The organism is Sulfitobacter sp. G5_S2_6_S6, from assembly GCF_054968505.1.
Genome location: NZ_JBQKUI010000003.1, coordinates 37,532 through 63,764, shown reverse-complemented (window position 1 = coordinate 63,764; position 26,233 = coordinate 37,532). Strand labels below are relative to the sequence as shown.

Sequence of the window (26,233 nt, the reverse complement as noted above, 5' to 3'; positions counted from 1 at the left end):
CCAACAAGGAGAGAACCACATGAAACGGACCACCACATTGATGACAGGCGTCGCAACCGCCGCCCTGACGGTTACCGCCGCCCTACCCGCTTTCGCGGCTGAGAAATGGGACATGCCGATGGCCTATTCGGCGTCGAACTTCCATTCCGAGAACGGCGTTGAATTTGCCAACTGCGTGACCGAAGGCACCGCGGGCGAGATCGAGATCACCGTGCACCCCGGCGGGTCGCTGATCGCGGGTGCCGACATCAAACGCGCGATCCAGACCGGTCAGGTCCAGCTGGGCGAACGCATCCTGTCGGGGCACCAGAATGAAAACGCGATCTTCGGCTTTGATTCCATCCCCTTCCTCGCGCCGTCCTTCGAGGCGTCCGACAAGCTGTGGAAAGCCGCGAAACCCAAGATCGAAGAGCTGTTGGCAGAGCAGAACCTGACGCTGCTTTATAACGTGCCATGGCCGCCACAGGGTCTGTACTTCAAGAAAGAGGTCAACACGATCGAGGACATGAAGGGCGTCAAGTTCCGGTCCTACAACAACGCCACCAGCCGTCTGGCAGAGCTGACAGGCATGCTGCCCGTCACCATCGAAGCCGCCGAGCTGAGCCAGGCTTTTGCCACCGGCGTTGCGGAATCGATGATCTCGTCCGGTGCGACCGGCTATGACCAGAAAGTCTGGGAAAGCCTGACCCATTTCTACGAGGTCGACGCTTGGCTGCCGCGCAACTACATCATGATCAACAATGACGTGTGGAACGATGTCTCGGAGGAAAACAAGGCGATCATCACCACCTGTGCCAGCGATGCGGAAACGCGCGGGCTGCAAGCCTCCAAGGACTATACGCAGTTCACCTATGACGGGCTGCGCGAAGGCGGCATGACCGTGGAACCCGCCAGCGAAGAGCTGATGTCCGGCCTGCGCGACATTGGCGGCACCATGACCTCCGAATGGCTGGAGAATGCGGGCGAGGACGGTCAGGCGATCGTCGATAGCTACAAATCCATGCAGTAAATCAACGAACGGCGGCCCCCCCCCACAGGTGCCGCCGTTTGACGTTCGATCCGCCAATCCGGAGACCTTTCCCATGAACATCCTGCGACGCCTGCTTGATTTCATCTATTTCGCATCTGGTGCCCTGGCTGCCGTCAGTCTTGTCGCGATCCTGCTGCTGATCGTGGTGCAGATGGTTGCCCGCTGGACCGGCGAGGTTTTCCCCGGTGCGGCAAGCTATGCCGGCTATGCGATGGCCGCCGCCAGCTTCCTCGCATTCGCCAACGCGCTGAACCGTGGCGCGCATATCCGCGTATCGGTGCTGCTGAACGCACTGCCCGCAGGCCCGAAACGGCTTCTTGAAATATGGTGCTTCGGCCTTGCCGCGGCGATTGCGTGGTATTTCACCTACTACGCCTATTGGTTCGTCTACTGGTCGTGGAAATTCAACGAAGTCAGCCAGTCGCAAGACGCCACATCCTTGTGGATTCCGCAGTCGGTGATGGTTGTGGGCGGTGGCATCCTCGCCATCGCGCTGACCGATAACCTGCTCTATCTGATCGTAAAAGGCGAACACCGTCTCACCCGCGATCTTGTCGATCAAAGTTTTGGGGAGTGACGCTGTGACGGAACTTTACGCGATCATTCTGTTTATCACTGTGCTGCTGTTCCTGCTGGGCACCGGCGTCTGGGTTGGCCTGGCGCTGATGGGCGTCGCCTGGTTCGGGATGGAACTGTTTACCACCCGCCCGGTTGGCGATGCTATGGTCACGACGATCTGGGCCTCGTCCAGCTCGTGGACGCTGACCGCGCTGCCGCTGTTCATCTGGATGGGTGAGATTCTATTCAGGACGCGGCTATCCGAGGATATGTTCAAAGGGCTGTCGCCGTGGCTGGCGAAATTGCCCGGCGGGCTGGTGCATACCAATATCGTCGGCTGCACCGTGTTTGCCGCCGTGTCAGGGTCGTCTGCCGCGACGCTGTCGACCGTGGGCAAAATGTCGATCCCCGAACTGCGGGCGCGCAATTATCCCGAAAAGATGATCATCGGCACGCTGGCCGGTGCCGCCACGCTGGGGCTGATGATCCCGCCCTCGCTCGCGCTGATCGTTTACGGCGTCACCGTGAACGAAAGCATCACCGAACTGTTCTTTGCCGGCGTCCTGCCGGGGCTTATTCTGGCGCTGATGTTCATGGCCTATGTCGCCTTTATCGCGCTGACCTCGAAGGACTGGAACCCCAGCGTCGAGACAGGGATGAGCTTTGCCGCCAAGCTGCGCAACTCGCGCTTTCTGCTGCCGGTCTTCGGGCTGATCACGGTGGTGATCGGGTCGATGTATCTGGGCTACGCCACCGCGACAGAGGCGGCGGCCATCGGTGTGCTGGGGTCGCTGGCGCTGGCGTTGATGCAGGGGTCGCTGAACTGGACCAGCTTTCAGGAAAGCCTGATGGGGGCGATGCGCACCTCTGCCATGATCGCATTGATCCTTGCGGGTGCTGCCTTTCTTAAACTGTCGATGGGCTTTACCGGCCTGCCCCGTGCGCTGGCGGACGGGATTGCAGCGCTTGAACTGACGCGCTTTCAACTGCTGATGGCGCTGCTGGTATTCTATATCGTACTGGGCATGTTCCTTGATGGTATTTCGTCGGTCGTGCTGACCATGGCTGTGGTTGAGCCGATGGTGCGCGGTGCGGGGATCGACTTGATCTGGTTCGGAATCTTTGTTGTGGTCGTGGTCGAGATGGCGCAGATCACGCCGCCGATCGGGTTCAATCTGTTCGTGCTGCAAGGCATGACGGATCACGAGATGGGATATATCACCAAAGCCGCCTTGCCGATGTTCCTGATCATGGTGGTGATGGTCTTTGTCCTGATCTTCTTCCCCGACATCGCGACCTGGCTGCCCGAAAATTTAAGGCAGGTGCCCCAATGACCGACTTCCCCCTGATCCAGACCGTTGGCCTGTCCGGCGTGCTGGTGCGTTTTGCGGACACGATGTCAGAGCCCGCGAACCGCGCCGCCCTGTCGTTTCGCGCCGCCGTGGATGCCGCCGACTGGCCCGAGGTGACAGAGACGAGCACATCGCTGGTGTCCACCTTCCTGCAGATCGATCTGGTGGCGGCTTCGGTGGACACCCTGCTGGACCGGCTGCACGACCTTCTGGCAACGCGCGACTGGTACACCTCTGACCTGCCGACGGGGCGGACGCTGTGGCATGTGCCAACGGTCTATGGCACCGACCTTGCGCCACAGCTTGAAGAAGCGGCAGAGCTTGCGGGGCTGGACCCCGATGCGGCGATTGCACAGCTGTCGCAGGCGCGCGTACGGGTGCTGACCATCGGCTTTGCCCCCGGCCAGCCCTATATGGGCGAACTGCCGCAGAACTGGGATATTCCGCGCCAGCAGGGGCTGACAAAATCCGTCCCCGCCGGCGCGTTGATCGTGGCGATCCGGCAGCTGATTATCTTCACCAATGCCTCCCCCACTGGCTGGCGCCACATCGGGCAGACCGCGTTCAAGACCTTCCGCCCGCGCAGCGACACACCCTTTGCCCTGTCACCGGGGGACGAGCTGTGCTTCCCCTCCATATCGCGCGCCGAATATGACAAGATCACCGCGACAGATGAAACCGGCCAGGGCGGCGCAGAGACAGAGGTGCTGGCATGAGCGCGACCCTCACCATTTCCCAAGCCGGTCCCGCCCTGACCATACAGGATATGGGCCGTCCCGGTTGGCGTGCCCAAGGGCTTACAAAGGGCGGTGCCGCCGATCCCGTGGCGCTTTACGAAGGGGCCGCCCTGCTTGGCCAATCGCCCGAGCTTGCGGTGATAGAGATGACAGGCACCGGCGGGACCTTCACGGCTGACGCCGACATCCGTATCGCCCTGACAGGGGCCACCATGGCCGCCAGCATCGACGGGGATGCCATCGTCTGGAACGCCAGCCACATGCTGCCCGCGGGCGCAAAGCTGACCATTGGCGGCACCACGGGCGGCACCTATGGCTATCTGCATGTGGGCGGGGGCATCGCCTCTGACACACTGTTGGGGGCACGGGCCAGCCACCTAAGCGCAGGTCTGGGCCAGCCGCTTGCTGCGGGCGACGCGCTGCCCCTTGGGGCGGATAAGTCGCGCGAAACGGGGCTGCAACTGCCCCGCGACAGTCGTTTTGACGGCGGCACCGTGCGCGTCGTGGCCAGCATGCAGACCGACCACTTTACCGCTGATGAACGCGAACGCTTCGAAACCACCGCCTTTACCCGCGACCCGCGTGCCAACCGCATGGGCGTGCGCATGGACCACGACGGCGACGGTTTCAGCGCCGAGGGCGGTCTGTCCATCCTGTCCGAGGTCATCGTGCCCGGCGACATCCAGATCACCGGGGACGGCGCACCTTTCGTGCTGATGGGCGAGTGCCAGACCACCGGCGGCTATCCCCGCATCGGGACCGTGATTCCCCGCGACCTGCCCCGCGTGGCGCAGGCCGCATCGGGCACCGCGATCCGGTTCGAATTCATCACGCTGGAACAGGCCATCACGCTCGAGACGCAGCACCGCCAAGACATCAAAGCGCTTGGCGGGCAGGTCACGCCGCTGGTCCGCGACCCTGCCAAAATCCGCAACCTGCTGGCCTATCAGCTGGTGGGGGGCGCGATCTCTGCCACCGACAACCCCTTTGAAGAGGAGCATTAAATGCCGACCGTCGATCTGAATGCCGATATGGGCGAAAGCTTTGGCCCGTGGAAAATGGGCGATGATGCCGCTTTGTTGCAAATCATCAGCTCTGCCAACATCGCCTGTGGCGGCCATGCGGGTGACGCCGATGTGATGTCTGCCACAATGGCGCTGGCGCGTGACAATGGCGTCGGTATCGGTGCGCACCCCGGTTTCATGGATCTGGCCGGTTTTGGCCGCAACCGCATGTCGGTGCCACGGGGCACGCTGCAAAATCAGGTCCGCTATCAGGTCGCCGCCAGCGTCGGCATGGCGCGCAGCCTTGGCACATCGGTGCGGCACCTGAAACTGCACGGCGCGCTCGCCAATATGGCGTCAGAGGACGAGATACTGGCCCGTGACCTTTATGAGGCCGCGCTCAGCGTCGCGCCTGATCTGATCGTCATGGTGCTGGCCGCCACGGCGCAGCAGGGCGCGGTGCAATCGCTTGGCTGTAAGTGGGCCGGAGAGATCTTTGCCGACCGCGCCTATAATGACGACGCGACGCTGGTCGACCGCTCTAAACCCGGTGCGGTGATTCACGATGCGGCACTGGCGGGCGAACGGATGGTCAAAATGGTAAAAGCCGGTGCGATTCTGACCGAGGGCGGCCAAACAATTCCTGCCGCGATCGATACGATCTGTCTGCACGGCGACACCCCCGAAGCCGTCGATATTGCCCGCGCTGTCAAATCATCCCTGCAAGAAGCAGGGATCGCGCTGAAATGTTTTGAAGGCCATACGGGCTAAGTCCTAAACCCAACACCTGAAACGAAAAACAGCGCCCCGAGGGGCGCTGTTTTTATCCGTTCCAGTCAGACTGGAAAGTAGTGGTGAGCCGTGATGGGTTCGAACCATCGACCTACTGATTAAAAGTCAGTTGCTCTACCAACTGAGCTAACGGCCCACTAGGCGGGTATCTAAAAAGGTGCGGCCTTGGGGTCAAGCGGAAACTTACGAAAAATTTCACTCTCGCTGGATTAGTTTCAAATGCCGCGTTATATGCGCCGAATGTATAGTGATCTGACCAACGGTTTGCCCTTCATGAAGATGCATGGGCTGGGCAATGATTTTGTCGTGCTGGATGCGCGCGAGAAAGATGTGCTGGATGCACGCGAAAAGGTCGTGCTGGATGCGCGCCAAACTGATGCGCGTGCCGACGCGCCCCCGGCGCTCACGAAGGTGACCCCTGCCCTTGCGCAGGCCATCGGGCATCGCCAGTTCGGCGTGGGCTTCGACCAGCTGGCCGTGATCACCGATGGCGCGGCTGATGCGCATCTGACGTTCTTCAACGCCGACGGCTCTACCTCTGCCGCTTGCGGCAATGCTACGCGCTGCATCGCGCGGTTCCTGATGGAGGAAACAGGCAAGACCCAACTGCACCTGACCACCGACCGCGGCGATCTGGCGGCGCGGGATGCAGGCAATGGCCTGACATCGGTCAACATGGGTCATCCACAGCTTGACTGGGACGAAATTCCGCTTGCTCGCCAGATGGATACGCTTGAGCTGCCGATCGACGGTGCGCCGACAGCCACTGGCATGGGCAACCCCCATTGCACCTTCTTTGTTGATGATGTCGACGCGATTGATCTGGCCGGTTTTGGCCCCGGTATCGAGCATCACGCGCTTTACCCCGAACGCACCAATGTGCAGATCGCCCAGATCATCGGCCCCGATCACATCCGTATGCGCGTGTGGGAACGGGGTGTGGGCATCACGCTGGCCTCCGGCTCCTCTAGCTGTGCGACGGCCGTGGCAGCGGCACGCAGAGGGCTGACAGGCCACGCCGTGCGCATTGATCTGGACGGTGGCATGCTGCACATCGACTGGCGCGAGGATGGCGTCTGGATGACCGGCCCCTCGGCCCATGTCTTCAGCGGCGTGCTGACCCCTTCGTTTCTGGAAAGCCTGACATGAGCGCCCCGATCTTCTCGAATCACGGCTGCCGCCTGAACGCCTATGAGACCGAAGCGATGAAAGAACTGGCCGAACAGGCCGGCCTGAAAGACGCGGTAATCGTCAACACCTGCGCCGTCACCGCCGAGGCCGTGCGCAAGGCGCGTCAGGACATCCGCAAGCTTCGTAAGGCCAACCCCGACGCGCGTTTGATCGTCACCGGCTGCGCCGCCCAGACCGAACCGGAGACCTTTACCAAGATGGCAGAGGTCGACGCCGTCATCGGCAACACCGAAAAGATGGTGGGCGCGACGTGGCAGGGGTTGGCGGCTGATTTCATCGGCGAGACAGAGGCGCTGCAGGTCGATGACATCATGTCGGTGACCGAAACGGCGGGGCATCTGATCGACGGTTTCGGCACGCGCAGCCGGGCCTATGTGCAGGTCCAGAACGGCTGCGATCACCGCTGTACCTTCTGCATCATCCCCTATGGCCGCGGCAATTCCCGCTCGGTCCCCGCGGGGGTCGTGGTGGATCAGATCAAGCGACTGGTCGACAAGGGCTTTAACGAAGTCGTTCTGACCGGCGTCGATCTAACCAGTTGGGGTGCGGACCTTCCCGCGACGCCCAAGCTGGGGGATCTGGTAATGCGCATCCTGCGGCTGGTGCCGGACCTACCCCGCTTGCGCATCAGCTCCATCGATTCGATCGAGGTGGACGAGAACCTGATGCAGGCCATCGCCACCGAGCCCCGCTTGATGCCGCACCTGCATCTGTCCTTGCAGCACGGCGACGACATGATCCTGAAACGGATGAAGCGCCGCCACCTGCGCGATGATGCGATTGGTTTTGCCCAAGAGGCCCGCAAACTGCGTCCCGACATGACCTTTGGGGCCGATATCATCGCCGGTTTCCCCACCGAAACCGACGCGATGTTCGAAAACTCGCTCAAGCTGGTGACGGACTGCGATCTGACATGGCTGCATGTCTTCCCCTATTCGGCGCGCGAAGGCACGCCCGCGGCACGGATGCCAGCAGTGAACGGCACGCTCATCAAGGAACGCGCGGCGCAGCTGCGTGCTGCGGGTGACGCGCAGGTCGCGCGCCATTTGGCGGCCCAACAAGGTCGCGCCCATCAGGTGTTGATGGAAAGCCCCACCATGGGCCGGACCGAACAATTTACCGAAACCCATTTTGCCACCCCCCAGACCGAGGGCGCGATCATTTCGGCCACGATCACCGGCCAGAACGCAGGGCATCTGCTGGCTGTGTGAGACGTTGCAGATTGTAAACCTTTCTCCTCTAGGGTGATTCCCTAGCGAGAAAGGGTTAACATGAGCGAAATTATCGAATGGGTCCTCGAGATGGACGTGCGGGATGGTCAGGGCGACAATGTCCAACCGTTGCTTGAGGAAATGGTACAGGCTGCAGAGGCAGACGAACCGCGTACGCTGCATTGCGAATTCTACATGTCCGACGACCGACGCACCTGCACTGTGCTGGAACGTTATGCGGACAATGCAGCCGTGATGGCGCATTTTGCGCAGTTCGGTGGCCGCTTTGCTGACCGGTTTACAGAGCTGTTTATGCCGGTGCGTTTAACCGTCTACGGCCCTGCCACCGCCGCGGTGATGTCCGTGCTTGCGGGCTATGGCGGTGTGCGGCTGGACCGCGTGGCAGGGTTCCACCGCTAAGCCACAGGCACCGTCTGTCGCGGTATTTGACCCGCGCGTTTGGCGACCAGCCGACTACCGCAAAAAAAGAAAACCCCCCGAACCACAATGGATCGGGGGGCTATATTCAGGCATTGGCCGTGTGAAGGAAGATCAGTCTTCCTTGTGTTTCACAGGCGCCCACAGACGTTTGTTGGTCAGGTACAGGAGTACCGACAACAGCGTCAGGAACAGAACGCCAGCAAAACCGGCTTGCTTGCGTGCCATCATCTTGGGCTCGGCTGTCCACATCAGGAAGGCCGCAACGTCTTCGGCTTCGTGGTGCAGGTCAGAATCGTGGCCGTCGTTATAGGTCACGTCGTCGCCGTACAGCGGGGGTGCCATGGCGATCCAGCTGCCTTCGATAGTGGCGTGGCCATTCTCGTCCTTACAGGACTCGGGGATACCGCCGCTTGGGAACGCTGTGTTGTAGTGACCGGGGAAATCCTCGGGGGCACAGGCAGGCGCTTCTTCATAGCCGACCATCAGGGACGCGATGTATTCGGGTCCGCCGATGCCTTTGAAGAACTGGTTGATCCCCAGACCATAAGGCCCGTGGAAACCGGCGCGCTTCTTGGCCATCAAGCTGAGGTCGGGCGCAGTATCCAACGCGGACTCAGGGAAATGGTCAACCGGCGTGCCGGGGCGTGTGTCGTCCAGCTCGGGGTCGAAGATATCAAAGTTCGCGGCATAGGCACGCACCTGATCTTCGGGAAGGTGGGGGCCACCTTCATCCGCAAGTGTACGGATCGGCACAAACTTCATCCCGTGGCAGGCAGAGCATACCTCGGTATAGATTTGCAGACCGCGTTGCAGCTGGTTGGCATCGAAGGACCCGAAAGGCCCTTCGAAAGAGAAGTCAAAGTCTTCGACATGCGCTTCACCACCGGCGGCGAAAGCAGCGGAACCTGCAAAGCCCAAGGCGACAACAGCCGAAAGGAAGGTTTTCTTGATCATTGTCATGGTCCTTACTCTGCTGGCTTGACCAGCGTCTTGGTGCCGCCGGTTTTTGGCGCGTAATGCGCGTCAAAGTCGGCTTCGATGGTTTCAGGCTGCGGCGCTGGTTTCTCGATCACACCCAGAAGCGGCAGGATCACCAGGAAGTATGCGAACCAATAGGCCGAAGCGATCAGCGAGAAGCTGGCATAGGGCTCTTCCGCAGGCATGGCACCCAGCCACATCAGCGCGAAGAAGTCGATCACCAGCAGCGCGAACCACCACTTGAACATGGGACGATAGCGGCCCGAACGCACCGAGGATGTGTCCAGCCAAGGCACCAGCGCCATCACCGCAATCGCACCGAACATCGCCAGAACACCAAAGAACTTGGCGTCGATGATGCCACCGGTCACGAAGGACGCAATCTGAACAACCCAGACTTCGGCAGTAAAGGCACGCAGGATCGCGTAGAACGGCAGGAAGTACCATTCAGGCACGATGTGTGCAGGCGTCGAAAGCGGGTTCGCCTCGATATAGTTATCGGGGTGGCCCAGATAGTTCGGCATGAAACCCACGATCGCAAAGAAAACAACCAGGATCACGGCCAGCGCGAACAGGTCTTTCATCACGAAGTAGGGCCAGAAGGGCAGCGTGTCTTTCTCTGCGTCTTCCTTGCTTGTGCGACGGACCTCGACCCCTGTGGGGTTGTTGTTCCCGGTGGTGTGGAAGGCCCAGATGTGCACGATCACCAGACCGGCAATCACGAAGGGCAGCAGGTAGTGCAAGCTGAAGAAACGGTTCAGCGTGGCGTTATCGACCGCAGGCCCGCCCAGCAGAAGCGTTTGCAGGCTTTCCCCGATGAACGGGATCGCACCGAACAGACCGGTGATAACCGTAGCGCCCCAGAACGACATCTGACCCCAAGGCAGAACATAGCCCATAAAGCCGGTTGCCATCATCAGAAGGTAGATCAGCATGCCGACGATCCACGTGATTTCACGTGGCGCTTTATACGACCCGTAGTACAGGCCGCGGAAGATGTGCGCGTAGACCGCAACAAAGAACAGGGACGCGCCGTTCATGTGCAGATAGCGCAGCATGTAGCCGCCGTTCACGTTCCGCATGATGTGTTCAACGCTCGAGAAGGCGACATCGACATGGGGTGTGTAGTGCATCGCCAGCACGATGCCGGTCACGATTTGCAGTGCCAGACAGAACGTCAGAACAATGCCCCAGATCCACATCCAGTTCAGGTTCTTCGGTGTCGGGATCATCAATGTGTCATACAGCAGTCCGACAACGGGAAGACGGGTGTGCAGCCACTTCTCTCCGTTAGATTTCGGCTCGTAATGGTCGTGAGGAATTCCAGCCATTCCCGTTCTCCCTTAACCTAGTTTGATCGTGGTTTCATCCACGAATTCTGCGATTGGCACCGGCAGGTTGCGCGGTGCTGGCCCTTTGCGGATACGGCCCGCAGTGTCATAGTGCGACCCGTGGCAGGGGCAGAACCAGCCGCCAAAGTCACCTGCGTCGCCCAAAGGCACGCAGCCCAGGTGGGTACAGACGCCCATCATCACCAGCCAGTCTTCTTTACCGGCCATGGCGCGGTTTTCATCCGTCGCGGGGGCACCGGCTGCGATGTTGGCGTTCTCGGCGCCCGGATCGGGCAGCTCGGACATTTCAACGTCACGTGCCTTGGCGATTTCTTCTTCGGTACGGCGGCGGATGAACACCGGCTTACCCAACCATTTGACCGTGAGCTGTGTACCTGGCTCAACAGCGGACACATCGACGCGGATGGACGACAGCGCCTTCACATCTGCGGATGGGTTCAACTGATTGACCAATGGCCAGACTGCCGCGCCGACGGCGACCGCACCTGTACCAGCTGTGGCGTAATAGAGGAAATCCCTCCGGGTGCCTGCGTGATCTTCTGCTTGGGACACGGGTTAACTCCAAATCGAGGGCCTGACGGCCATTAAATCAAGGGGCGGCGCTGACGCACCTCCCACAATTCTTTTGGTTACTAGCGGGCTGCGTCGCGCACGTCCAGATACCTTTGTCGCGCAAACCGTCGCAGTGTTGCATTCCTTCAAGGGTGCAGACCGGATTTTTTGCGCTTTTATCCTGCCGGAGGGGCAGTGGCCTGCATGGATGCACGCGAATCAAAGCGGCGCGCCCAATCGGCCAAGGCGTCGTTTCCCTTGCGCCAATTACGCGCGTCATGCCGGAAATCAAGGTATCCCAAAGCACAGCCGACGGCGATCTGCCCCATATCCAGCGGACCGGAAAGCTGACTGATCCAGCGTGTATTCAGCGCCGCGCACGCCCGTTCGATCTTGGACCACTGACCCTCGACCCATTCTGGCATCTGCTTGCCTTCGGGGCGCATCCGGCCCTCGTAGACCATCGATAGCGCCGCATCCAGCATACCATCCGCCGTTGCCTCAAGCGTCAGCGTGTCCCAGCGGCGGCTGCCGGTCGGGTACAGCTTGCCGCCCGCGCGATCATCCAGATAGGCGCAAATCACACGGCTATCATACAGCGCGGGCCCCTCGTCGCGCACCAGTGCCGGTACTTTGGCCAGCGGGTTGTTCGGCAGCAGCGCGGCATCAGGCGCCAGCGGTGTCGTCGAGATATTTTCAAGCGTCACATCTTCGATCTGGCCGGTTTCATGCAGCAATACCATGACCTTGCGGACATAGGGTGATGTCGGGGAATAGGATAGTTTCACGGGTGTCTCCTCCTCGGGGTTCGGGCGAACTATCACCGTCATCCGCGCGCGGTGCAATCGCTTGTTGATCAGGCGCCTTTTGCCGCGCGCATCTGGTCGGCCAAACTGCCTGTTCCCGCGCCAAAGCCGTGCGCCTCTACCCCGTCGGCAGCGGCCAGTCGCACCGCATCGGGTTTATTCTGGCTCAGCTTCCACGTCCCGTCGACGCCGGTGATCCGCATCCGGCAGGGCACGATCATGCGCATCATTTTCTGCATGGTCAGGGGGTTCATCTTGGCGGTGGTCCACGGCGGCTTGGGCAGCAGACGATCCTCGAACCAGGCAGACTGGCGATCCAGCAGGTCCAGCAGCTCTTCCTGCGGGCGCAGCTCTAGCGTGCCGGTCAGATGCACCGCCACATAGTTCCACGTCGGCACCTGATCGTCGATGTCGTACCAGTCGGGCGAGACATAGCTATCGCCCCCGCTGATGGCGAGCTTAACCGGCAGCGCGGGTTTGAGTGCCCGCGCAATCGGGTTTGACCGGACCAGATGCAGATCCGCCTGATCCCCTGCTTCGTTCAGCAAAAACGGGACATGGCTGATCAACGGGCCGTCGCTGCCATTGGCGGCAAGCACGCCAAAGCTGCGGTCGCGGGCAAAAGCGATGTTCTTGGCGGTGTCGGCGTCGTGGTAAACGGGATTCGGGTGCATAACGTAGGGTCCAAACTGCAAACGCGCTTTTGGTATTGCAGACGCGCCCCTGCCTTGGCAACGTATCCCTATTCTCAGGGCGGGGCGCAATTCCCCACCGGCGGTATGTGGCCCCAGTGCCACGAGCCCGCGAGCGCTGGCGACATCCCTTCGGGATGCGCCGGGTCAGCAGATCTGGTGAGATGCCAGAGCCGACGGTCATAGTCCGGATGAAAGAGAATGCGTTTGTTGCGACCCCTCGGGGCCGTCCGCAATCGTGATCGCCTTGGGTGACTTGTGTCGCTGACGTAAAAAAGGAGATCACTATGACACACACCCGCTACGCCTTTGTAAAAGCACGCTGGCACGCCGATATTGTAGATCGTGCCTATGACGGGTTTTCTGAAACCATCCCCGCAAGCCAGATCGATGTTGTCGATGTCCCCGGCGCGTTCGAGATGCCGCTGATGGCGCAGACCCTCGCCAAATCCGGCAAATACGACGCGGTGATCTGCGCGGCCTTCGTGGTCGATGGCGGCATCTATCGGCATGATTTCGTGGCGACAGCCGTGGTTGACGGGTTGATGCGCGTAGGCCTTGATACGGGCGTGCCCGTGCTATCCGTATCGCTGACGCCGCACCATTATCAGGAAACCGACCACCACAATGCGATCTACCGCGCGCATTTCGTCGAAAAGGGCCGCGAGGCCGCTTCGGCAGCGCTTGGCATCGTCGCGGCGCGTCAACTGCTTGACGCGTAAGACGGGTTTACCGCGCGGGCCTGTGCGTCAGGCCCGCTGCGCCCCGATGCTGGCGATGCCCAACACATCCAGCACTTTGGCCTCGATATGTTCGGCGTTCATCCCAGCGACCGCATACATATCCGCAGGGCTCGCCTGATCGATAAAGATATCGGGCAGCACCATCGACCGGTATTTCAGCCCTGCGTCGAACACACCCTCGTCCGCCAAAAGCTGTGCCACATGGCTGCCAAAGCCGCCGACTGCACCCTCTTCGATGGTGATCAGCGCCTCGTGATCGGCGGCCAGCGACAGGATCATCTCGCGGTCAAGCGGCTTGGCAAAGCGAGCGTCGGCAATGGTCGGCGTGATCCCCTTGGCCCGTAGCGCCTCGGCGGCTTTTTCCACCTCTGACAGGCGTGTGCCAAAAGACAGCAGCGCCACGCGCTTGCCCTCGGCGATGATGCGCCCCTTGCCGATCTCCAGCGGTTCGCCGCGTTCGGGCATGGTCACGCCCGCGCCTTCACCTCGCGGGAAGCGGAAGGCAATCGGCCCGTCGTCATAGGCTGCCGCCGTGGCCACCATATGCACCAGCTCTGCCTCATCCGCGGCGGCCATCACGACGAAATCGGGCAGGTTCGCCAAAAACGCCACGTCAAAGGCACCGGCATGAGTGGCCCCATCCGCCCCGACCAGCCCCGCGCGATCAATCGCAAAGCGCACCGGCAAGCGCTGGATCGCCACGTCATGCACCACCTGATCATAGCCGCGCTGCAGGAAGGTCGAATACATCGTGCAGAACGGCTTCATCCCGCCTGCCGCCAATCCGGCAGAGAATGTCACACCGTGCTGTTCCGCGATCCCCACGTCAAAGCACCGGCTGGGGTAGCGTTCGGCGAAAAGGTTCAGCCCTGTCCCATCCGGCATCGCGGCCGTCACGGCGCAGATCTTGTCGTCTTTTGCGGCCTCGGCGATCAGGCTGTCCGCAAAGACGCGGGTATAGCTGGGCGCGTTTGACGGCGCTTTCTTTTGCTCGCCCGTCAGCACATTGAACTTGGCGGTCGCGTGGCCCTTGTCACGGGCTGCTTCGGCGGGGCCATAGCCCTTGCCCTTTTTGGTGATCACATGGATCAGCACCGGCCCCGTCGCCCGCGCCTTGACCGTGCGCAACACCGGCAGCAACTGATTCAGGTCATGACCGTCAATCGGCCCGAGATAGGAAAACCCAAGCTGTTCGAACAACGTACCGCCCACGGCCATGCCCTTGAGCATATCCTTGGCGCGCTTGGCCCCTTCGCGGAACGGGCCGGGCAACATGCTAACAGCGCCCTTGGCCGCGGCTTTGAAATCCTGAAACGGCTCTTCGGCATAAAGACGGCTGAGGTAGGTCGACATCGCCCCCACCGGCGGCGCGATCGACATCTCGTTGTCGTTCAGGATGACGAACATCCGTTTTTTCAGATGGCCCGCGTTGTTCATCGCCTCATAGGCCATGCCCGCCGACATCGACCCATCGCCGATCACCGCAATCGCATCGCCCAGACCTTCGGGGACATTGCCGCCCAGATCACGCGCCACCGAAAAGCCCAAAGCCGCGCTGATAGAGGTCGACGAATGCGCCGCACCAAAAGGGTCGTAGGGGGATTCACTGCGTTTGGTAAATCCGCTCAACCCGTCTTTCATACGCAGGGTGCGGATACGGTCGCGGCGTTCGGTCAGGATCTTATGCGGGTAGCACTGGTGGCTCACATCCCAGATCAGTTTGTCCTTCGGCGTATCGAACACCGAATGGATCGCGACCGTCAGTTCAACCACGCCCAGACCCGCGCCCAGATGGCCGCCCGTCTCTGATACGGCAGAAATCGTCTCTGCCCGCAGTTCATGGGACAGTTTCACCAGCTCTGCATCCGAGAAATTCTTCAGATCGGCAGGGCGGTTCACCCGGTCCAAAAGGGGCGTATCTGGTCTATCGGTCATCTGGCTCTCCACCGGATCAGCTTTTGCGGGCAATAACGAAGCGGGCCGCGTCTCGCAAGGTTTCGGCGTCACTGCCGTAGGGGGACAGGGCATCACAGGCAGCATCGACAAGATCACGGGCACGGGCGCGGGCGGGGTCCAGCCCCAGCAGCGACACAAAGGTCGCCTTGCCCGCATCGGCATCCTTGCCCACGGCCTTGCCCACCGTGGCGGCATCGCCTTCGACGTCAAGAATGTCATCCGCGATCTGGAACGCCAGCCCGAGGTTGCGCGCATAGCTGCGCAGCGCGGCGGCGTCATCGCCCGCCATCACCGGCCCCGCCGTCGCGGCCCATTCGATCAGCGCACCGGTCTTGCCGGCCTGAAGCGTTGTGATCTGGTCAAGGGTCAGCGGTTGGCGCGCGGTTTCGGCGGCGATGTCCATCGCCTGCCCGCCCACCATGCCGCGCACACCGGCAGCCCGCGCCAGCCCCGTGACCAGCGCAACCCGTTCAGCGTCGCCGCAGCCCGTTGCCGCGACCAGTTCAAACGCCAATGTCTGCAGCGCATCGCCCGCCAGAACCGCCGTCGCCTCGTCCCATTTCACATGTACCGTGGGTTGACCCCGACGCAGGGCGTCATCATCCATGCAAGGCATGTCATCATGCACCAGCGAATAGGCGTGCAGCGCCTCGATCGCGCCGGCGGCGGGGGCGGCCTGCGCGTCCATCACCCCGTGCAACCGCGCGCTTTCGATCACTAGAAAAGCCCGCAGGCCCTTGCCGCCTGTCACGGCATAGCGCATCGCCTCGGCCACGGTGCCGTCCAACCCGCCAAGCCCGTGCAGGATCTGGCCAATCGCCAGATCCGCAGCATGGGGCATGGCCGCATGAAACGGTTTGCGCGTCAGCTCTGTCTCAAGCGAGATGTCAAACCCCGCCAACGGGAGCCACTCCGACAGGGTTGCCGTCGCCATCCAGCGTGATCTGCGCGACTTTCTCTTCGGCTTCCTTCAGCTTGGTCTCGCAGCGTTTCTTGAGCTTGGCCCCGCGTTCGTAAAGCGAAATGCTTTCATCCAGCGCCACATCGCCCCGTTCCAGCTGGCCCAGAACCTTTTCCAGTTCGGCCATCGCTGCCTCAAAGCTCATCTCTTCTACCGGAGTATCCGTCATTGCCGTGAATCCCATCAATCAAACTTGGCCTGACCATAGCCCGCCCGCGCCATGGCTTCCAGTGACCGTGCCGATTTCTTGGGCGCAAATTCTCTTACGCCACGATACCACATTTACCGCCAAGGCAGCGCGTGGTCAGTCGGGGGCCAGCATATAGCCCGCGCCGCGCACGGTTTGCAGATAGCGGGGCTGTTTGGGATTGTCTTCGATCTTGCGGCGCAATCGGGTGATCTGCACATCGACAGCACGTTCCTGCGCCTGCCCGCGGTCACGGCCCAGTTCCTCCACCAGTTTTGACCGGCTCAGCGCGGTACCCGGTTGGGCCGCAAAAATGCGCATCAGCTGGATTTCGGTGGCGGTCAGCCGCACCAGATCGTCGCCCTGCCACAGCTCTCCGCGTTCGATATCATAGCGGATCGGCCCCATCGACAGCACCTTGGGGGCGGTATCAGCCACGCGGGTGTCGGGCATACGCCGCAGGATCGCGTTGATCCGCAACAGCAGCTCTTTGGGTTCAAACGGTTTGGCAAGGTAATCATCCGCCCCCGCTTCCAGCCCTTCGATCCGGTTGCCTGTCTCGCCCTTGGCGGTCAGCAGCAGGATCGGCGTTTGCATGTCTTCGCGCAGGCTGCGGGTCAGGCTTAGACCATCCTCGCCCGGCATCATCACATCCAGCACGATCAGATCAAAATCCAGCCCCGCCAGAATACGCCGCGCATGGGCCGCGTCGCGGGCCGAGGTCACAAGGAACCCGTGCCGCATCAGGAACTTCTGCAGCAGCGTGCGAATACGTTCGTCGTCATCGACGATCAGCAGGTGTGCGTCGGCCTCGTTCACGCGCCGTTTTCCTTCAGACGGGTGTAACAATGGTGCATTTCGGGGTCCATCATCGCCTCTAGCACGGTGCGAAAACCGGCGACCGCCTCGGGGCCCGCGTCGCGGAACGCACTGCGCATCCGCATCCGTTGTGCATCAGACAATGTCTGTTCGAGCGCGCGCCCGGCGTCAGTCAGATACAAGTGCCGCTCCCGCTTGTCTGCTTTTCCCACTTGGCTTTTGACAAGACCATCGGCGATCAGCGTGCGCAATACACGATTAAGGGATTGTTTTGTAACACCCAAAATCCCCAGAAGGTTGTTTACCGTCGTGCCCGGTGCCCGGTTGATAAAGTGGATCGCACGGTGGTGCGCACGACCATAGGCCATATCCACCAGGATCTTGTCAGGGTCGGCTGTAAAACCGCGGTAGGCAAAGAACATCGCCTCGATCCCCTGCCGCAGCTGTTCATCCGTCAGGAACAGCAGGTTCTCGCCCGTGTGTGATGATGGGCCGCGTCCGTCTGCCATTATACTCTCCCCTTGCTGCGCCAAGAGCTTACGTCAGCGTTATTGACTTTCCAAGAGTCAAAGGCTATCGAATCCCATGTTTTGCGTAATTATATGTCTGCACGCAGCGGGTTTCACGCAATTTTCATAAATCCCGAGGTGCTTTGAGGAAGGATACATCATGGACGGCGCATACGACGATCGCGACGGCAAAATCTGGTTGGACGGTAAAATGGTCGATTGGCGCGACGCCAATGTCCACATCCTGACCCACGCCATGCACTATGCGTCATCGGTGTTCGAGGGCGAACGCTGCTACAATGGCAAGATTTTCAAAGGCCGCGAGCATTCGGAACGGCTGCGCAAATCGGCGCAATACCTCGATTTCGAAATCCCCTATTCCGTGGACGAAATCGAAGCCGCGAAATACGAAATGCTCAAGGCGAACGGCTGGACCGATGCCTATGTCCGTGCGGTCGCGTGGCGTGGAGCCGGCCCCGACATGGGCGTCTCGGCGGCGCGCAACCCTGTACGTCTGGCCATCGCGGGCTGGGAATGGGGCAACTATTACGGCGACGCCAAGATGAAGGGCGCCAAGCTCGACATCTCGAAGTGGAAGCGCCCGTCGCCCGAAACGATCCCCGTACACGCCAAAGCGGCGGGCCTGTATATGATCTGCACCACCTCCAAACACGCGGCAGAGGCCAAGGGCTGTTCCGACGCGCTGTTCATGGACTACCGTGGCTATGTGGCCGAAGCGACCGGCGCGAACATCTTTTTCGTCAAGGACGGCGAAGTGCACACGCCACTGGCCGATTGCTTCCTCAACGGGCTGACCCGTCAGACCGTCATCGGGATGCTCAAGGAAAAGGGCCTGACCGTGCACGAACGCCACATCATGCCGGAAGAGCTGGAAGGCTTCGAGCAATGCTGGCTGACCGGCACCGCGGCCGAGGTCACACCCGTCGGACAGATCGGCGACTACACCTTCGAGGTTGGCGCGCTCACCCGCGAGATTTCGGAAGACTACGAAAAGCTCGTCCGGTCCTGAACTGCGCCATCAAAACAAACGGCGCGAGGGGATCTCCCCCCGCGCCGTTTTCATGTCCGCACCTGCGGTGCAGCACGTCGTGTCAGTAAAGCGCGACCGGATTGATCATCGCCTGTACCGTGCCCTTGATCAGCGGCTGCCCGAGCACAAACATGAACTCTTGCACGCCTTCCGCGACCAGCGGTCCTGTGTTCATCGTCTCCAGAATATAGATGCCGTTGTCCTTGAGCAGCGTGACGTGGCCATAGAACACCTTGTCCCCCTCTTTCGGTGGAATCGCTTCTAGGCCCCATGTGTCTGCACCCACGGCCATCGGGTTCATCGACGCCATAAACACCGCGCCTTCGTTATTCAGCCCCGGTTCGGTGGACCCCCAGGCCGTCGGGTCGCTTTCCATCATGCCGTCGGTCCAGCCCGTGTGAAACAGCACGATATCACCTTCGTTTACCGTGATCTGCTGCGCCTCCATCGCGGCGGTAATCTCTGCCTCGCCAAAATGCTCACCGGCGGCCAACACATCCTTGCCCATGTGCTTGGCCATATCGATGATCACAGCGCGCCCGACCAAGGGCGGCACGGCATGCGTCCCCAATTTGGTCAGGCCGCTGATCGCCGAGATTTCCTTTTCGTCCAAACAGTTATAATACATCCCGTCTTCGCCCAGATGCCCAAGCCCGTCCAACTGCGACCCGATACCGATCCAGGTTTGCAGCAGATCGTCGTTATAATTGCCCTCATAGCCAAAGGACGACAGCTTTTGGCCGCCGTGCTGGTTCGGCTGGACCACCTGAAGGCTGAGCGAACGGGGCGGGAAGGCAGGTGTATCCGGCCCGATCACGATCCCGAGCGGCATCGATTTGCCCTGCTTGATCAGCTTGGCGGCCTGCAACGTGCGCTCGGTCGAGATCAGGTTCGCCGATCCCAGCTGGTCTTCAGGGCCCCAATGCGAATGGTCACAGTCTTGCGCCCATGCGGCAGATGCCCCGACACCGATGGACACGGCAGTTGCGATAATCTTGGTAAATTTCATCTTTCTTCCCTCCCAGAAAACAGGGTGCAGCACCGACGGGATACCCGCTGCTCCACACCCTAGAGGGTTAGGTTAACATGAAATTCAATCAGGGCACGTAGTTTCAACCGATCAGCTGGGTGTCCCCTGTGGCGTGCTGCTGGCCTTGGATTTGGATCGATCCAGTCCCAACTGCCGTTCCCGCCAGATGATCGCGGCACCGCCGGCGATGACCAGACCCGCACCGATCAGGATCGCAGGCGTCGGGATTTCGCTGAAAAGCACCCAGCCGATCAACACCGCGAACAGCATAGAGGCATAGTCGAACGGGGCGAGCATCGACACCGGGCCAAAGCGGTAAGAGGCCGTGATCATGATCTGTGATACCCCGCCGATCATGCCCGACAGGATCAGAAGCGCCGAGACTTGCCACCCGGGGTTCACCCACCAAAGCGGCTCCCAGTTGATCACCATGCCGGCGGGCAGCGTGAGGAACGAAAGGCAGGTTGCGGTGAGCGAGAAATAGAACACGATGGCCGCCGTGCTGTCGGTTTGCACCAATCGGCGCACGTGGATCTGCACAAGCGCGCGCATGATCGACGCGGCAACCACCATCATCGCCCCCAGCATGGCAAGCTGCGACACGCTATCCCCGCCTACGGTAAAGCGGGGGTACAGAACGATCAGCACGCCAATCAGCCCCACGGCCACCGCAGACAGTCGGAACACACGCACCTGTTCGCCCAGGAATATCGCGGCGAAGATTACCGTGAAAAGCGGCGTGGCATAGCCGATCGCGGTGACCTCTGGCAGAGGCAGCAGGCTAAGCCCGGCAAAGGTCAGCGCCATCGCCGTGGTCCCGAAAACGCCGCGCCAGACGTGGCCCATCAGATTGCTTGGCTTCAGCCCGTCGCGCAGGTCGCCGCTTTGCCATAGCCACAGGATGATCATCGGGAAGGCAAAGAACGACCGGTAGAACACGGCCTGGGCGGCGGGCACGGTGGCCGTCGCAATCTTGATGAGGGCCGCCATGACCGAGAACAGAAAGACCGCCCCCAGTTTAAGGGCGATGGCCCGGCCGGGGCGGTGCTCTGTCGTGGTGCTTTGCATGGCGCATGCTTGCGCCTGCAGGTTTCAAGTTGCAAGACCCCGCGTCAACTTGCGCGTCGTATTCCCGCCAACATGCAAAAGATCCGAGCGTTCCGCGCGACTTAGCCGATGATGCCGCGGTTTTCGCCGACCTGACCGCGGTGCAACAGCATATGGTCAAGCAGGACGCAGGCCATCATCGCTTCGCCCACCGGCACGGCGCGGATGCCAACGCAAGGGTCATGGCGGCCTTTGGTAATGATCTCTGTGTCTTCGCCGGTCTTGGTGATTGTCTTGCGTGTGGTCAGGATGCTTGACGTCGGCTTGACCGCAAAACGCAGCACGATGTCCTGACCAGTGCTGATGCCGCCCAGAATACCGCCCGCGTGGTTCGACGAATAGACAGGGCCGTCGGGGCCCATGCTGATCTCGTCCGCGTTCAGCTCTCCGGTCAGCATGGCGGCGGACATGCCTTCGCCGATCTCCACGCCTTTGACGGCGTTGATGCTCATCATCGCGGCGGCGAGATCGGTGTCGAGCTTGCCATAGACTGGCGCGCCAAGGCCCGCGGGCACGCCGCGCGCTGTCACCTCGATGATCGCACCGACGGAGGATCCGGATTTGCGCAGACCGTCCAGATACGCCGCCCACTCTTCTGCCGCTTTGGCGTCGGGCACCCAGAACGGGTTCTGTTCGATCTGGTCCCAATCGAACGCATCGCGGTCGATCTTGTGAGGGCCCATCTGCACCATGTAGCCGGTGATCTGCACATTCGGCGCAATCGCCTTGATCGCTTCACGTGCCAATCCACCCGCCGCCACACGCGATGCGGTTTCACGTGCCGAGGACCGCCCGCCCCCGCGATAATCGCGGATGCCGTATTTCTGGAAATAGGTGATGTCGGCGTGACCGGGGCGGAACTTGTCCTTGATGTCACCGTAGTCCTTTGACCGCTGGTCGGTGTTCTCGATCATCAGCTGGATCGGCGTGCCGGTGGTGACACCTTCGAACACGCCCGACAGGATCCGCACCTCATCCGCCTCGCGGCGCTGTGTGGTGTATTTGTTCTGGCCGGGTTTGCGCTTGTCCATCCAGTGCTGGATCATCTCTTCGGTGATCGTCACACCGGGAGGGCAGCCGTCCACCGTGGCCCCCAAAGCAGGCCCGTGGCTTTCGCCCCAGGTGGTCACGCGGAAAAGATGGCCAAAGCTGTTGATCGACATGGGCGGTGCTCCTTTGGCGGTGATCCTTAACGGGGGCTGCACCATGCCTCAAGGGGTTTCACCTTGCGCGCGGGCGACAGGCGTTCTACCGATAAGACACCTCGGGGGGCCTGACAGGCTGAGATGTGCGCGCACGGACCCGTTGAACCTGAACCGGTTAACACCGGCGGAGGGAAGGTCTGGATACACCTCCAACGCTTTCTGACGCCGCATTTTGGAGGATGCCATGAAGTATCTTACACTTGCTGCCACCACGCTTTTCGCCACGCAAGCATGGGCCGATACGCCCGAGCTGGTGGTCTATACCTACGACAGCTTTGTCGCCGAATGGGGCCCCGGCCCGGTGATCGAAGCGGCCTTCGAGGCCGAATGCGCTTGCGATCTGAAATTCGTCGGCATGGGCGATGGCGCGGCGCTGCTGGCGCGGCTCAAGCTGGAAGGCGCGCGGTCTGACGCCGATCTGGTGCTGGGGCTTGATACCAGCCTGATCGCCGCAGCGAAGGAGACAGGGTTGTTCGCGCCCGCCACAGTGAACGCGGATTATGACCTGCCGGTCACATGGGAGGATGACAGCTTTGCCCCCTATGACTGGGGCTATTTCGCCTTTGTCCATAACGCCGATCTGACCCCGCCCGCGAATTTCCGCGCCCTGGCCGACAGTGACCTCAAGATCGTGATCCAGGACCCGCGGTCCTCTACCCCCGGTCTGGGCCTGCTGATGTGGGTCAAGGACGCTTATGGCGACGAGGCCCCTGCGATCTGGGAAGGTCTGGCGGATAACGTCGTGACCGTGACCAAGGGCTGGTCCGAAGCCTACGGCCTGTTTCTTGAGGGCGAAGCCGACATGGTGCTGAGCTATACCACATCCCCCGCCTACCACCTGATCGCCGAAGAGGACGCGACCAAAGCCGCTGCCGCTTTTGACGAAGGCCACTACATGCAGATCGAAGTGGTCGGCAAACTAGCGGGCAGCGACCAGCCCGAGCTGGCCGATCAGTTCATGCAGTTCATGGTATCGGACGCGGCGCAATCGGTGCTGCCCACGACCAACTGGATGTACCCCGCCGTCACGCCCCAAGGCGGGCTGCCCGAAGGCTTTGAGCAGTTGATCGAACCGGGCAAGGCGCTGCTGATCCCGAACGATGACGTGCCCGCCCTGCGCGAGGAAGCATTGGCCGAATGGCTCTCCGCACTGTCGCAATAAGCACGAAAACCGGCATCAGCGCCGCCATTCTGGTTGCGGCGCTGATCCTTGCTGCGGTGGGGGCGGTGCTGTGGCGGGCCGAGTTCGGCAGCGGGCTTGGCCCGGCCGATTGGTCCGCGATCCGGTTTACCGTGCTACAGGCCGCGCTTTCCGCCCTGCTGTCTACCGTGCTGGCGATCCCTGTCGCCCGCGCCTTGGCGCGACGGCGCTTTGTCGGGCGCGGGCTGCTGGTCACGCTGCTGGGGGCACCGTTCATCCTGCCGGTGATTGTCGCCGTGCTGGGGGTGCTTGCGGTCTTTGGCCGCGCGGGCTGGCTCAATGCGGCGCTGGCGGCGGTCGGATTGCCCGGCATCACGATCTACGGGCTGCACGGCGTGGTGCTGGCGCATGTCTTCTTTAACCTCCCGCTGGCCACGCGGCTGTTGTTGCAGGCGTGGCAGACCGTGCCCGCGGAACGGTTCCGGCTGGCCGCACAGCTTGGCCTGACCCCGCGCGCGGTATTCCGCAGCATCGAGCTTCCCCTCCTGCGGCAAATCCTGCCCGGCACCGCAGCGTTGATCTTTGTGATCTGCCTGACCAGCTTTGCCGTAGCGCTGACCCTCGGCGGCGGCCCCCGCGCCACGACGATCGAGCTTGCGATCTATCAGGCGTTCCGTTTCGACTTTGACCTGAACCGTGCAGCGTTGCTGTCGCTGGTGCAGCTTGGGCTTGCGGGCAGCACCGCCGCGCTGGCGCTGTGGATCATCCCCGCGATCAGTCTGGGTGGCGGGCAGGACCGACCCCTGCACCGCTGGGACGCACGTGGTGGGCTGCAACGGTGGCTCGACGCGCTGTTCATCACGTTGGCGGCGGGGTTTCTGCTGCTGCCCCTGACCTCGGTCGTGATGCGCGGGGTGATCGGCCTGCCGCAAATGCCCGCCAGCGTGTGGCAGGCAGCGGGCACCTCACTCACCGTAGCGCTGATCAGCGTGGTGGTCTTGCTGGCCTTGGCCCTGCCCCTTGCCGGATGGATCGCGACCCGTGCCCGCGGCGGGGTAGAGGCCGTGGGCCTCTTGGGGCTTGCGGCCTCTCCGCTGATGATCGGCACCGGCTGGTTCATTCTGATCAACCCTGTCGCCAGCCCCTTTGCGCTGGCCCTTCCCGTCACGGCGCTGGTCAATGCGCTGATGGCCCTGCCCTTTGCCCTGCGTATTCTGGTGCCCCGGCTGCGCGACACGGTGCAGATCTATGGCCGGCAGGCGCAGATGCTGGGGCTGAGTGGATGGCCGCTTTGGCGCTGGCTGATCCTGCCACGCTTGCGCCCGCAGATCGGCTTTGCCGCGGGGCTGACCGGTGCCCTGTCGATGGGGGATCTGGGGGTCATTGCCTTGTTCGCCGACCCCGACAGTGCCACCCTGCCGCTGCAGATGTACCGGTTGATGGGGGCCTACCGGATGGAGGCCGCGGCCGGTGCGGCCCTGATCCTGCTGGCGCTGTCACTTGGGATTTTCTGGATATTCGACAAGGGAGGGCGCTGGCATGCTGACACTTGAGACCGCGCAGATCACCCAAGGCAGCTTTACCCTGCACGCCGACCTGACCCTTGCGCCCGCGCAGACCTATGCGGTGATCGGCCCCTCGGGTGCGGGAAAATCCACCCTGCTGGGGGCGCTTTGCGGGTTCATTCCGCTCAGGTCCGGCAGGCTGCTGTGGCAGGGCAAGGACATCACCCAAGCCGCCCCCGGTGCGCGGCCGATGACGATGCTTTTTCAGGACAACAACCTCTTTCCCCATCTCAGCGTGATGCAGAATGTGGGGCTGGGGCTGCGCCCCGACCTGCGGCTCGGCTCTGCGGAACAAACCCGTGTACACGAGGCGCTTGATCGCGTCGGGCTGCAGGGGATGGCTGCCCGCAAGCCTGCCGAGCTTTCCGGCGGGCAGCAAAGCCGCGTGGCCCTCGCACGGGTGCTGGTGCAAGCCCGCCCGCTTGTCCTGCTCGACGAACCCTTTGCCGCACTTGGCCCCGCCCTGCGCAACGACATGCTGGATCTGGTGGCCGCCCTCGCCGCAGAGACCAAAGCCGCGTTGATCATGGTCACCCATGCCCCCGAGGACGTGCGCCGCATCGCGGATCAGGTGATCTTTGTCGAAGCTGGCACCGCGCATCCGCCGCAGCCTGCCGCAGCGCTGATGGACAATCCGCCCGACGCGCTGCGCGCCTATCTGGGGTAATCAGAAAATGACGGCGTAAAAGGTCAGCGATGTCAGCAGGATTGTCAGATACCCCAGCAGCACATAAAGCCCGTCGCGGGTGAACAGACCAAAGGCGAACAGCGCCACCGTTCCGCCCCCGAAGGACGACGCGAAGGGCACGAATTCAAGCAAAGGCCAACCCACAGGCAGGATCACGCAGGTCACCAACGTCAGCAGACGCATCGGCCCTGTCGTCAGAAACTGGAGCCTTTTGCCGGAGTGGCGATCAAAAAACGCCGCAGGCTTGCGCAGCCACCGCACGCAGAACAGCAACCGCGATGACTTGACCTCGCGGCGCAGCAGGAACTGCGGCAACCACAGACGTTTGCGCCCATAGACCGCCTGCGCCGACAGCACGATGATCACCATCGCCATGAAACTGGACACACCAAAGACACCGGACAGCGGCGACACCAACAGCAGCGCGGCCAGCAGAATGAACGGGAGCAGGGACCGCTCTCCGAATTCGTTCAGCACATCGTTGATCGTGACCGTCTCGCGGCTGGCCGCTTGCTCCATCCCGTCCAGCAGATGGGTGAGGCTACGCTCCTCGATATTGTGCATATACCCCCCAA

At 61.8% G+C, this 26,233-nt stretch carries 28 protein-coding genes, 1 tRNA gene and 2 riboswitches; of the genes, 14 read left to right on the top strand and 15 right to left on the bottom strand.

All coding sequences use genetic code 11. The features are described 5' to 3' along the window. The first annotated feature begins 19 nt into the window (after positions 1 to 19). The 6 genes from ACTRWK_RS06555 (at position 20) to ACTRWK_RS06530 (ending at position 5,452) form a co-directional block, all read left to right on the top strand. Positions 20 to 1,009, top strand: a complete 990-nt coding sequence (locus ACTRWK_RS06555) for a TRAP transporter substrate-binding protein (protein ID WP_037942954.1) — start codon at positions 20 to 22, stop codon at positions 1,007 to 1,009. 73 nt (positions 1,010 to 1,082) lie between these two features. Continuing rightward, positions 1,083 to 1,607, top strand: a complete 525-nt coding sequence (locus tag ACTRWK_RS06550; protein ID WP_005850973.1) for a TRAP transporter small permease — start codon at positions 1,083 to 1,085, stop codon at positions 1,605 to 1,607. 4 nt (positions 1,608 to 1,611) lie between these two features. Beyond that, positions 1,612 to 2,922, top strand: a complete 1,311-nt coding sequence (locus ACTRWK_RS06545) for a TRAP transporter large permease (protein WP_009825820.1) — start codon at positions 1,612 to 1,614, stop codon at positions 2,920 to 2,922. Continuing rightward, positions 2,919 to 3,656 carry a 5-oxoprolinase subunit B family protein gene (locus tag ACTRWK_RS06540; protein WP_005850971.1) on the top strand — a complete coding sequence of 246 codons (738 nt, stop codon included), beginning with the start codon at positions 2,919 to 2,921 and terminating at the stop codon, positions 3,654 to 3,656. The genes ACTRWK_RS06545 and ACTRWK_RS06540 overlap by 4 nt, the downstream gene beginning before the upstream one ends. Further along, positions 3,653 to 4,681 (top strand): 5-oxoprolinase subunit C family protein, encoded by a 1,029-nt coding sequence (locus tag ACTRWK_RS06535; RefSeq protein ID WP_037942953.1) that lies wholly within the window; start codon positions 3,653 to 3,655, stop codon positions 4,679 to 4,681. Before ACTRWK_RS06540 ends, ACTRWK_RS06535 begins: the two co-directional genes overlap by 4 nt. After that, entirely contained in the window at positions 4,682 to 5,452 is a 771-nt protein-coding gene (locus ACTRWK_RS06530; RefSeq protein ID WP_037942952.1) for a LamB/YcsF family protein, read from the top strand. 81 nt (positions 5,453 to 5,533) lie between these two features. On the opposite strand, the gene ACTRWK_RS06525 is transcribed toward ACTRWK_RS06530, so the two are convergent. Next, a tRNA-Lys gene (locus ACTRWK_RS06525) sits at positions 5,534 to 5,609 on the bottom strand. A 104-nt stretch (positions 5,610 to 5,713) separates the two neighbouring features. On the opposite strand from ACTRWK_RS06525, the gene dapF reads away from it, so the two are divergent. Genes dapF through ACTRWK_RS06510 form a run of 3 tightly spaced genes read left to right on the top strand, consistent with a single transcriptional unit; the run spans position 5,714 to position 8,295 of the window. Further along, positions 5,714 to 6,622: a diaminopimelate epimerase gene (gene dapF, locus ACTRWK_RS06520; RefSeq protein WP_462843876.1), complete on the top strand. Its 909-nt coding sequence runs from the start codon at positions 5,714 to 5,716 to the stop codon at positions 6,620 to 6,622. Then, positions 6,619 to 7,875 (top strand): tRNA (N(6)-L-threonylcarbamoyladenosine(37)-C(2))-methylthiotransferase MtaB, encoded by a 1,257-nt coding sequence (gene mtaB, locus ACTRWK_RS06515; RefSeq protein WP_132997444.1) that lies wholly within the window; start codon positions 6,619 to 6,621, stop codon positions 7,873 to 7,875. Before dapF ends, mtaB begins: the two co-directional genes overlap by 4 nt. Before the next feature lie 60 nt (positions 7,876 to 7,935). Beyond that, positions 7,936 to 8,295, top strand: coding sequence for a putative quinol monooxygenase (locus ACTRWK_RS06510; RefSeq protein ID WP_005850966.1), 360 nt, complete (start codon positions 7,936 to 7,938; stop codon positions 8,293 to 8,295). A 132-nt stretch (positions 8,296 to 8,427) separates the two neighbouring features. Here ACTRWK_RS06510 and ACTRWK_RS06505 read toward each other — a convergent pair whose 3' ends face one another. The 5 genes from ACTRWK_RS06505 to ACTRWK_RS06485 all read right to left on the bottom strand — a co-directional run bounded on the left by ACTRWK_RS06505 (position 8,428) and on the right by ACTRWK_RS06485 (position 12,678). Then, the gene (locus tag ACTRWK_RS06505; RefSeq protein ID WP_037942948.1) at positions 8,428 to 9,276 is read right to left on the bottom strand and encodes a cytochrome c1; all 849 of its coding nucleotides are present in this window, start codon (positions 9,274 to 9,276) and stop codon (positions 8,428 to 8,430) included. Positions 9,277 to 9,281: 5 nt separating this feature from the next. Beyond that, the gene (gene petB / locus ACTRWK_RS06500; RefSeq protein WP_005850964.1) at positions 9,282 to 10,625 is read right to left on the bottom strand and encodes a cytochrome b; all 1,344 of its coding nucleotides are present in this window, start codon (positions 10,623 to 10,625) and stop codon (positions 9,282 to 9,284) included. A gap of 12 nt (positions 10,626 to 10,637) precedes the next feature. Then, complete coding sequence (gene petA / locus ACTRWK_RS06495) at positions 10,638 to 11,198, bottom strand: ubiquinol-cytochrome c reductase iron-sulfur subunit (RefSeq protein ID WP_037942947.1); 561 nt, start codon at positions 11,196 to 11,198, stop codon at positions 10,638 to 10,640. Between the two features lie 176 nt (positions 11,199 to 11,374). Next, the gene (locus ACTRWK_RS06490; protein WP_037944875.1) at positions 11,375 to 11,986 is read right to left on the bottom strand and encodes a glutathione S-transferase; all 612 of its coding nucleotides are present in this window, start codon (positions 11,984 to 11,986) and stop codon (positions 11,375 to 11,377) included. A gap of 68 nt (positions 11,987 to 12,054) precedes the next feature. Next, positions 12,055 to 12,678 (bottom strand): FMN-binding negative transcriptional regulator, encoded by a 624-nt coding sequence (locus tag ACTRWK_RS06485; protein WP_289081510.1) that lies wholly within the window; start codon positions 12,676 to 12,678, stop codon positions 12,055 to 12,057. Positions 12,679 to 12,744: 66 nt separating this feature from the next. After that, positions 12,745 to 12,903: riboswitch (FMN riboswitch) on the top strand. Positions 12,904 to 12,983: 80 nt separating this feature from the next. Between ACTRWK_RS06485 and ACTRWK_RS06480 the strand changes: the two genes are divergently transcribed. Then, positions 12,984 to 13,418, top strand: coding sequence for a 6,7-dimethyl-8-ribityllumazine synthase (locus ACTRWK_RS06480; RefSeq protein ID WP_005850960.1), 435 nt, complete (start codon positions 12,984 to 12,986; stop codon positions 13,416 to 13,418). A gap of 27 nt (positions 13,419 to 13,445) precedes the next feature. On the opposite strand, the gene dxs is transcribed toward ACTRWK_RS06480, so the two are convergent. From dxs to ACTRWK_RS06455, 5 genes are all read right to left on the bottom strand, one after another. Further along, positions 13,446 to 15,374 (bottom strand): 1-deoxy-D-xylulose-5-phosphate synthase, encoded by a 1,929-nt coding sequence (dxs, locus tag ACTRWK_RS06475; RefSeq protein ID WP_009825808.1) that lies wholly within the window; start codon positions 15,372 to 15,374, stop codon positions 13,446 to 13,448. Between the two features lie 16 nt (positions 15,375 to 15,390). Next, positions 15,391 to 16,329: a polyprenyl synthetase family protein gene (locus tag ACTRWK_RS06470; protein WP_051577597.1), complete on the bottom strand. Its 939-nt coding sequence runs from the start codon at positions 16,327 to 16,329 to the stop codon at positions 15,391 to 15,393. Next, a complete protein-coding gene (locus tag ACTRWK_RS06465) occupies positions 16,283 to 16,525 on the bottom strand; it encodes an exodeoxyribonuclease VII small subunit (RefSeq protein ID WP_005850957.1) in 243 nt (80 codons plus the stop codon). Before ACTRWK_RS06465 ends, ACTRWK_RS06470 begins: the two co-directional genes overlap by 47 nt. Positions 16,526 to 16,660: 135 nt before the next feature. Continuing rightward, positions 16,661 to 17,362: a response regulator gene (locus ACTRWK_RS06460; protein ID WP_064216272.1), complete on the bottom strand. Its 702-nt coding sequence runs from the start codon at positions 17,360 to 17,362 to the stop codon at positions 16,661 to 16,663. Then, positions 17,359 to 17,871, bottom strand: a complete 513-nt coding sequence (locus tag ACTRWK_RS06455; protein ID WP_005850955.1) for a MarR family winged helix-turn-helix transcriptional regulator — start codon at positions 17,869 to 17,871, stop codon at positions 17,359 to 17,361. Before ACTRWK_RS06455 ends, ACTRWK_RS06460 begins: the two co-directional genes overlap by 4 nt. Before the next feature lie 160 nt (positions 17,872 to 18,031). On the opposite strand from ACTRWK_RS06455, the gene ACTRWK_RS06450 reads away from it, so the two are divergent. Then, positions 18,032 to 18,901, top strand: a complete 870-nt coding sequence (locus tag ACTRWK_RS06450) for a branched-chain amino acid aminotransferase (RefSeq protein ID WP_005850954.1) — start codon at positions 18,032 to 18,034, stop codon at positions 18,899 to 18,901. An 82-nt stretch (positions 18,902 to 18,983) separates the two neighbouring features. On the opposite strand, the gene ACTRWK_RS06445 is transcribed toward ACTRWK_RS06450, so the two are convergent. The 3 genes from ACTRWK_RS06445 to aroC form a co-directional block, all read right to left on the bottom strand. Continuing rightward, positions 18,984 to 19,931 (bottom strand): cyclase family protein, encoded by a 948-nt coding sequence (locus tag ACTRWK_RS06445; RefSeq protein ID WP_037942942.1) that lies wholly within the window; start codon positions 19,929 to 19,931, stop codon positions 18,984 to 18,986. A 111-nt stretch (positions 19,932 to 20,042) separates the two neighbouring features. Beyond that, positions 20,043 to 21,020, bottom strand: a complete 978-nt coding sequence (locus tag ACTRWK_RS06440) for a DMT family transporter (RefSeq protein ID WP_037942940.1) — start codon at positions 21,018 to 21,020, stop codon at positions 20,043 to 20,045. Between the two features lie 101 nt (positions 21,021 to 21,121). Further along, positions 21,122 to 22,222, bottom strand: coding sequence for a chorismate synthase (aroC, locus tag ACTRWK_RS06435; protein WP_005850951.1), 1,101 nt, complete (start codon positions 22,220 to 22,222; stop codon positions 21,122 to 21,124). A gap of 92 nt (positions 22,223 to 22,314) precedes the next feature. Next, positions 22,315 to 22,414, top strand: a riboswitch (TPP riboswitch). A 34-nt stretch (positions 22,415 to 22,448) separates the two neighbouring features. Between aroC and thiB the strand changes: the two genes are divergently transcribed. The 3 genes from thiB to ACTRWK_RS06420 are packed head-to-tail and all read left to right on the top strand — an operon-like array spanning position 22,449 to position 25,637. Next, positions 22,449 to 23,426, top strand: coding sequence for a thiamine ABC transporter substrate binding subunit (gene thiB / locus ACTRWK_RS06430; protein WP_289081508.1), 978 nt, complete (start codon positions 22,449 to 22,451; stop codon positions 23,424 to 23,426). Then, a complete protein-coding gene (locus ACTRWK_RS06425; RefSeq protein ID WP_289081507.1) occupies positions 23,402 to 24,958 on the top strand; it encodes a thiamine/thiamine pyrophosphate ABC transporter permease ThiP in 1,557 nt (518 codons plus the stop codon). The genes thiB and ACTRWK_RS06425 overlap by 25 nt, the downstream gene beginning before the upstream one ends. Next, positions 24,945 to 25,637 (top strand): thiamine ABC transporter ATP-binding protein, encoded by a 693-nt coding sequence (locus tag ACTRWK_RS06420; protein WP_289081506.1) that lies wholly within the window; start codon positions 24,945 to 24,947, stop codon positions 25,635 to 25,637. Before ACTRWK_RS06425 ends, ACTRWK_RS06420 begins: the two co-directional genes overlap by 14 nt. Here the strand turns inward: ACTRWK_RS06420 and ACTRWK_RS06415 are convergent, their stop codons facing one another. After that, on the bottom strand, positions 25,638 to 26,222 hold the full coding sequence (locus ACTRWK_RS06415; RefSeq protein WP_005850947.1) for an exopolysaccharide biosynthesis protein: 585 nt from the start codon (positions 26,220 to 26,222) through the stop codon (positions 25,638 to 25,640). Between the last annotated feature and the right edge of the window lie 11 nt (positions 26,223 to 26,233).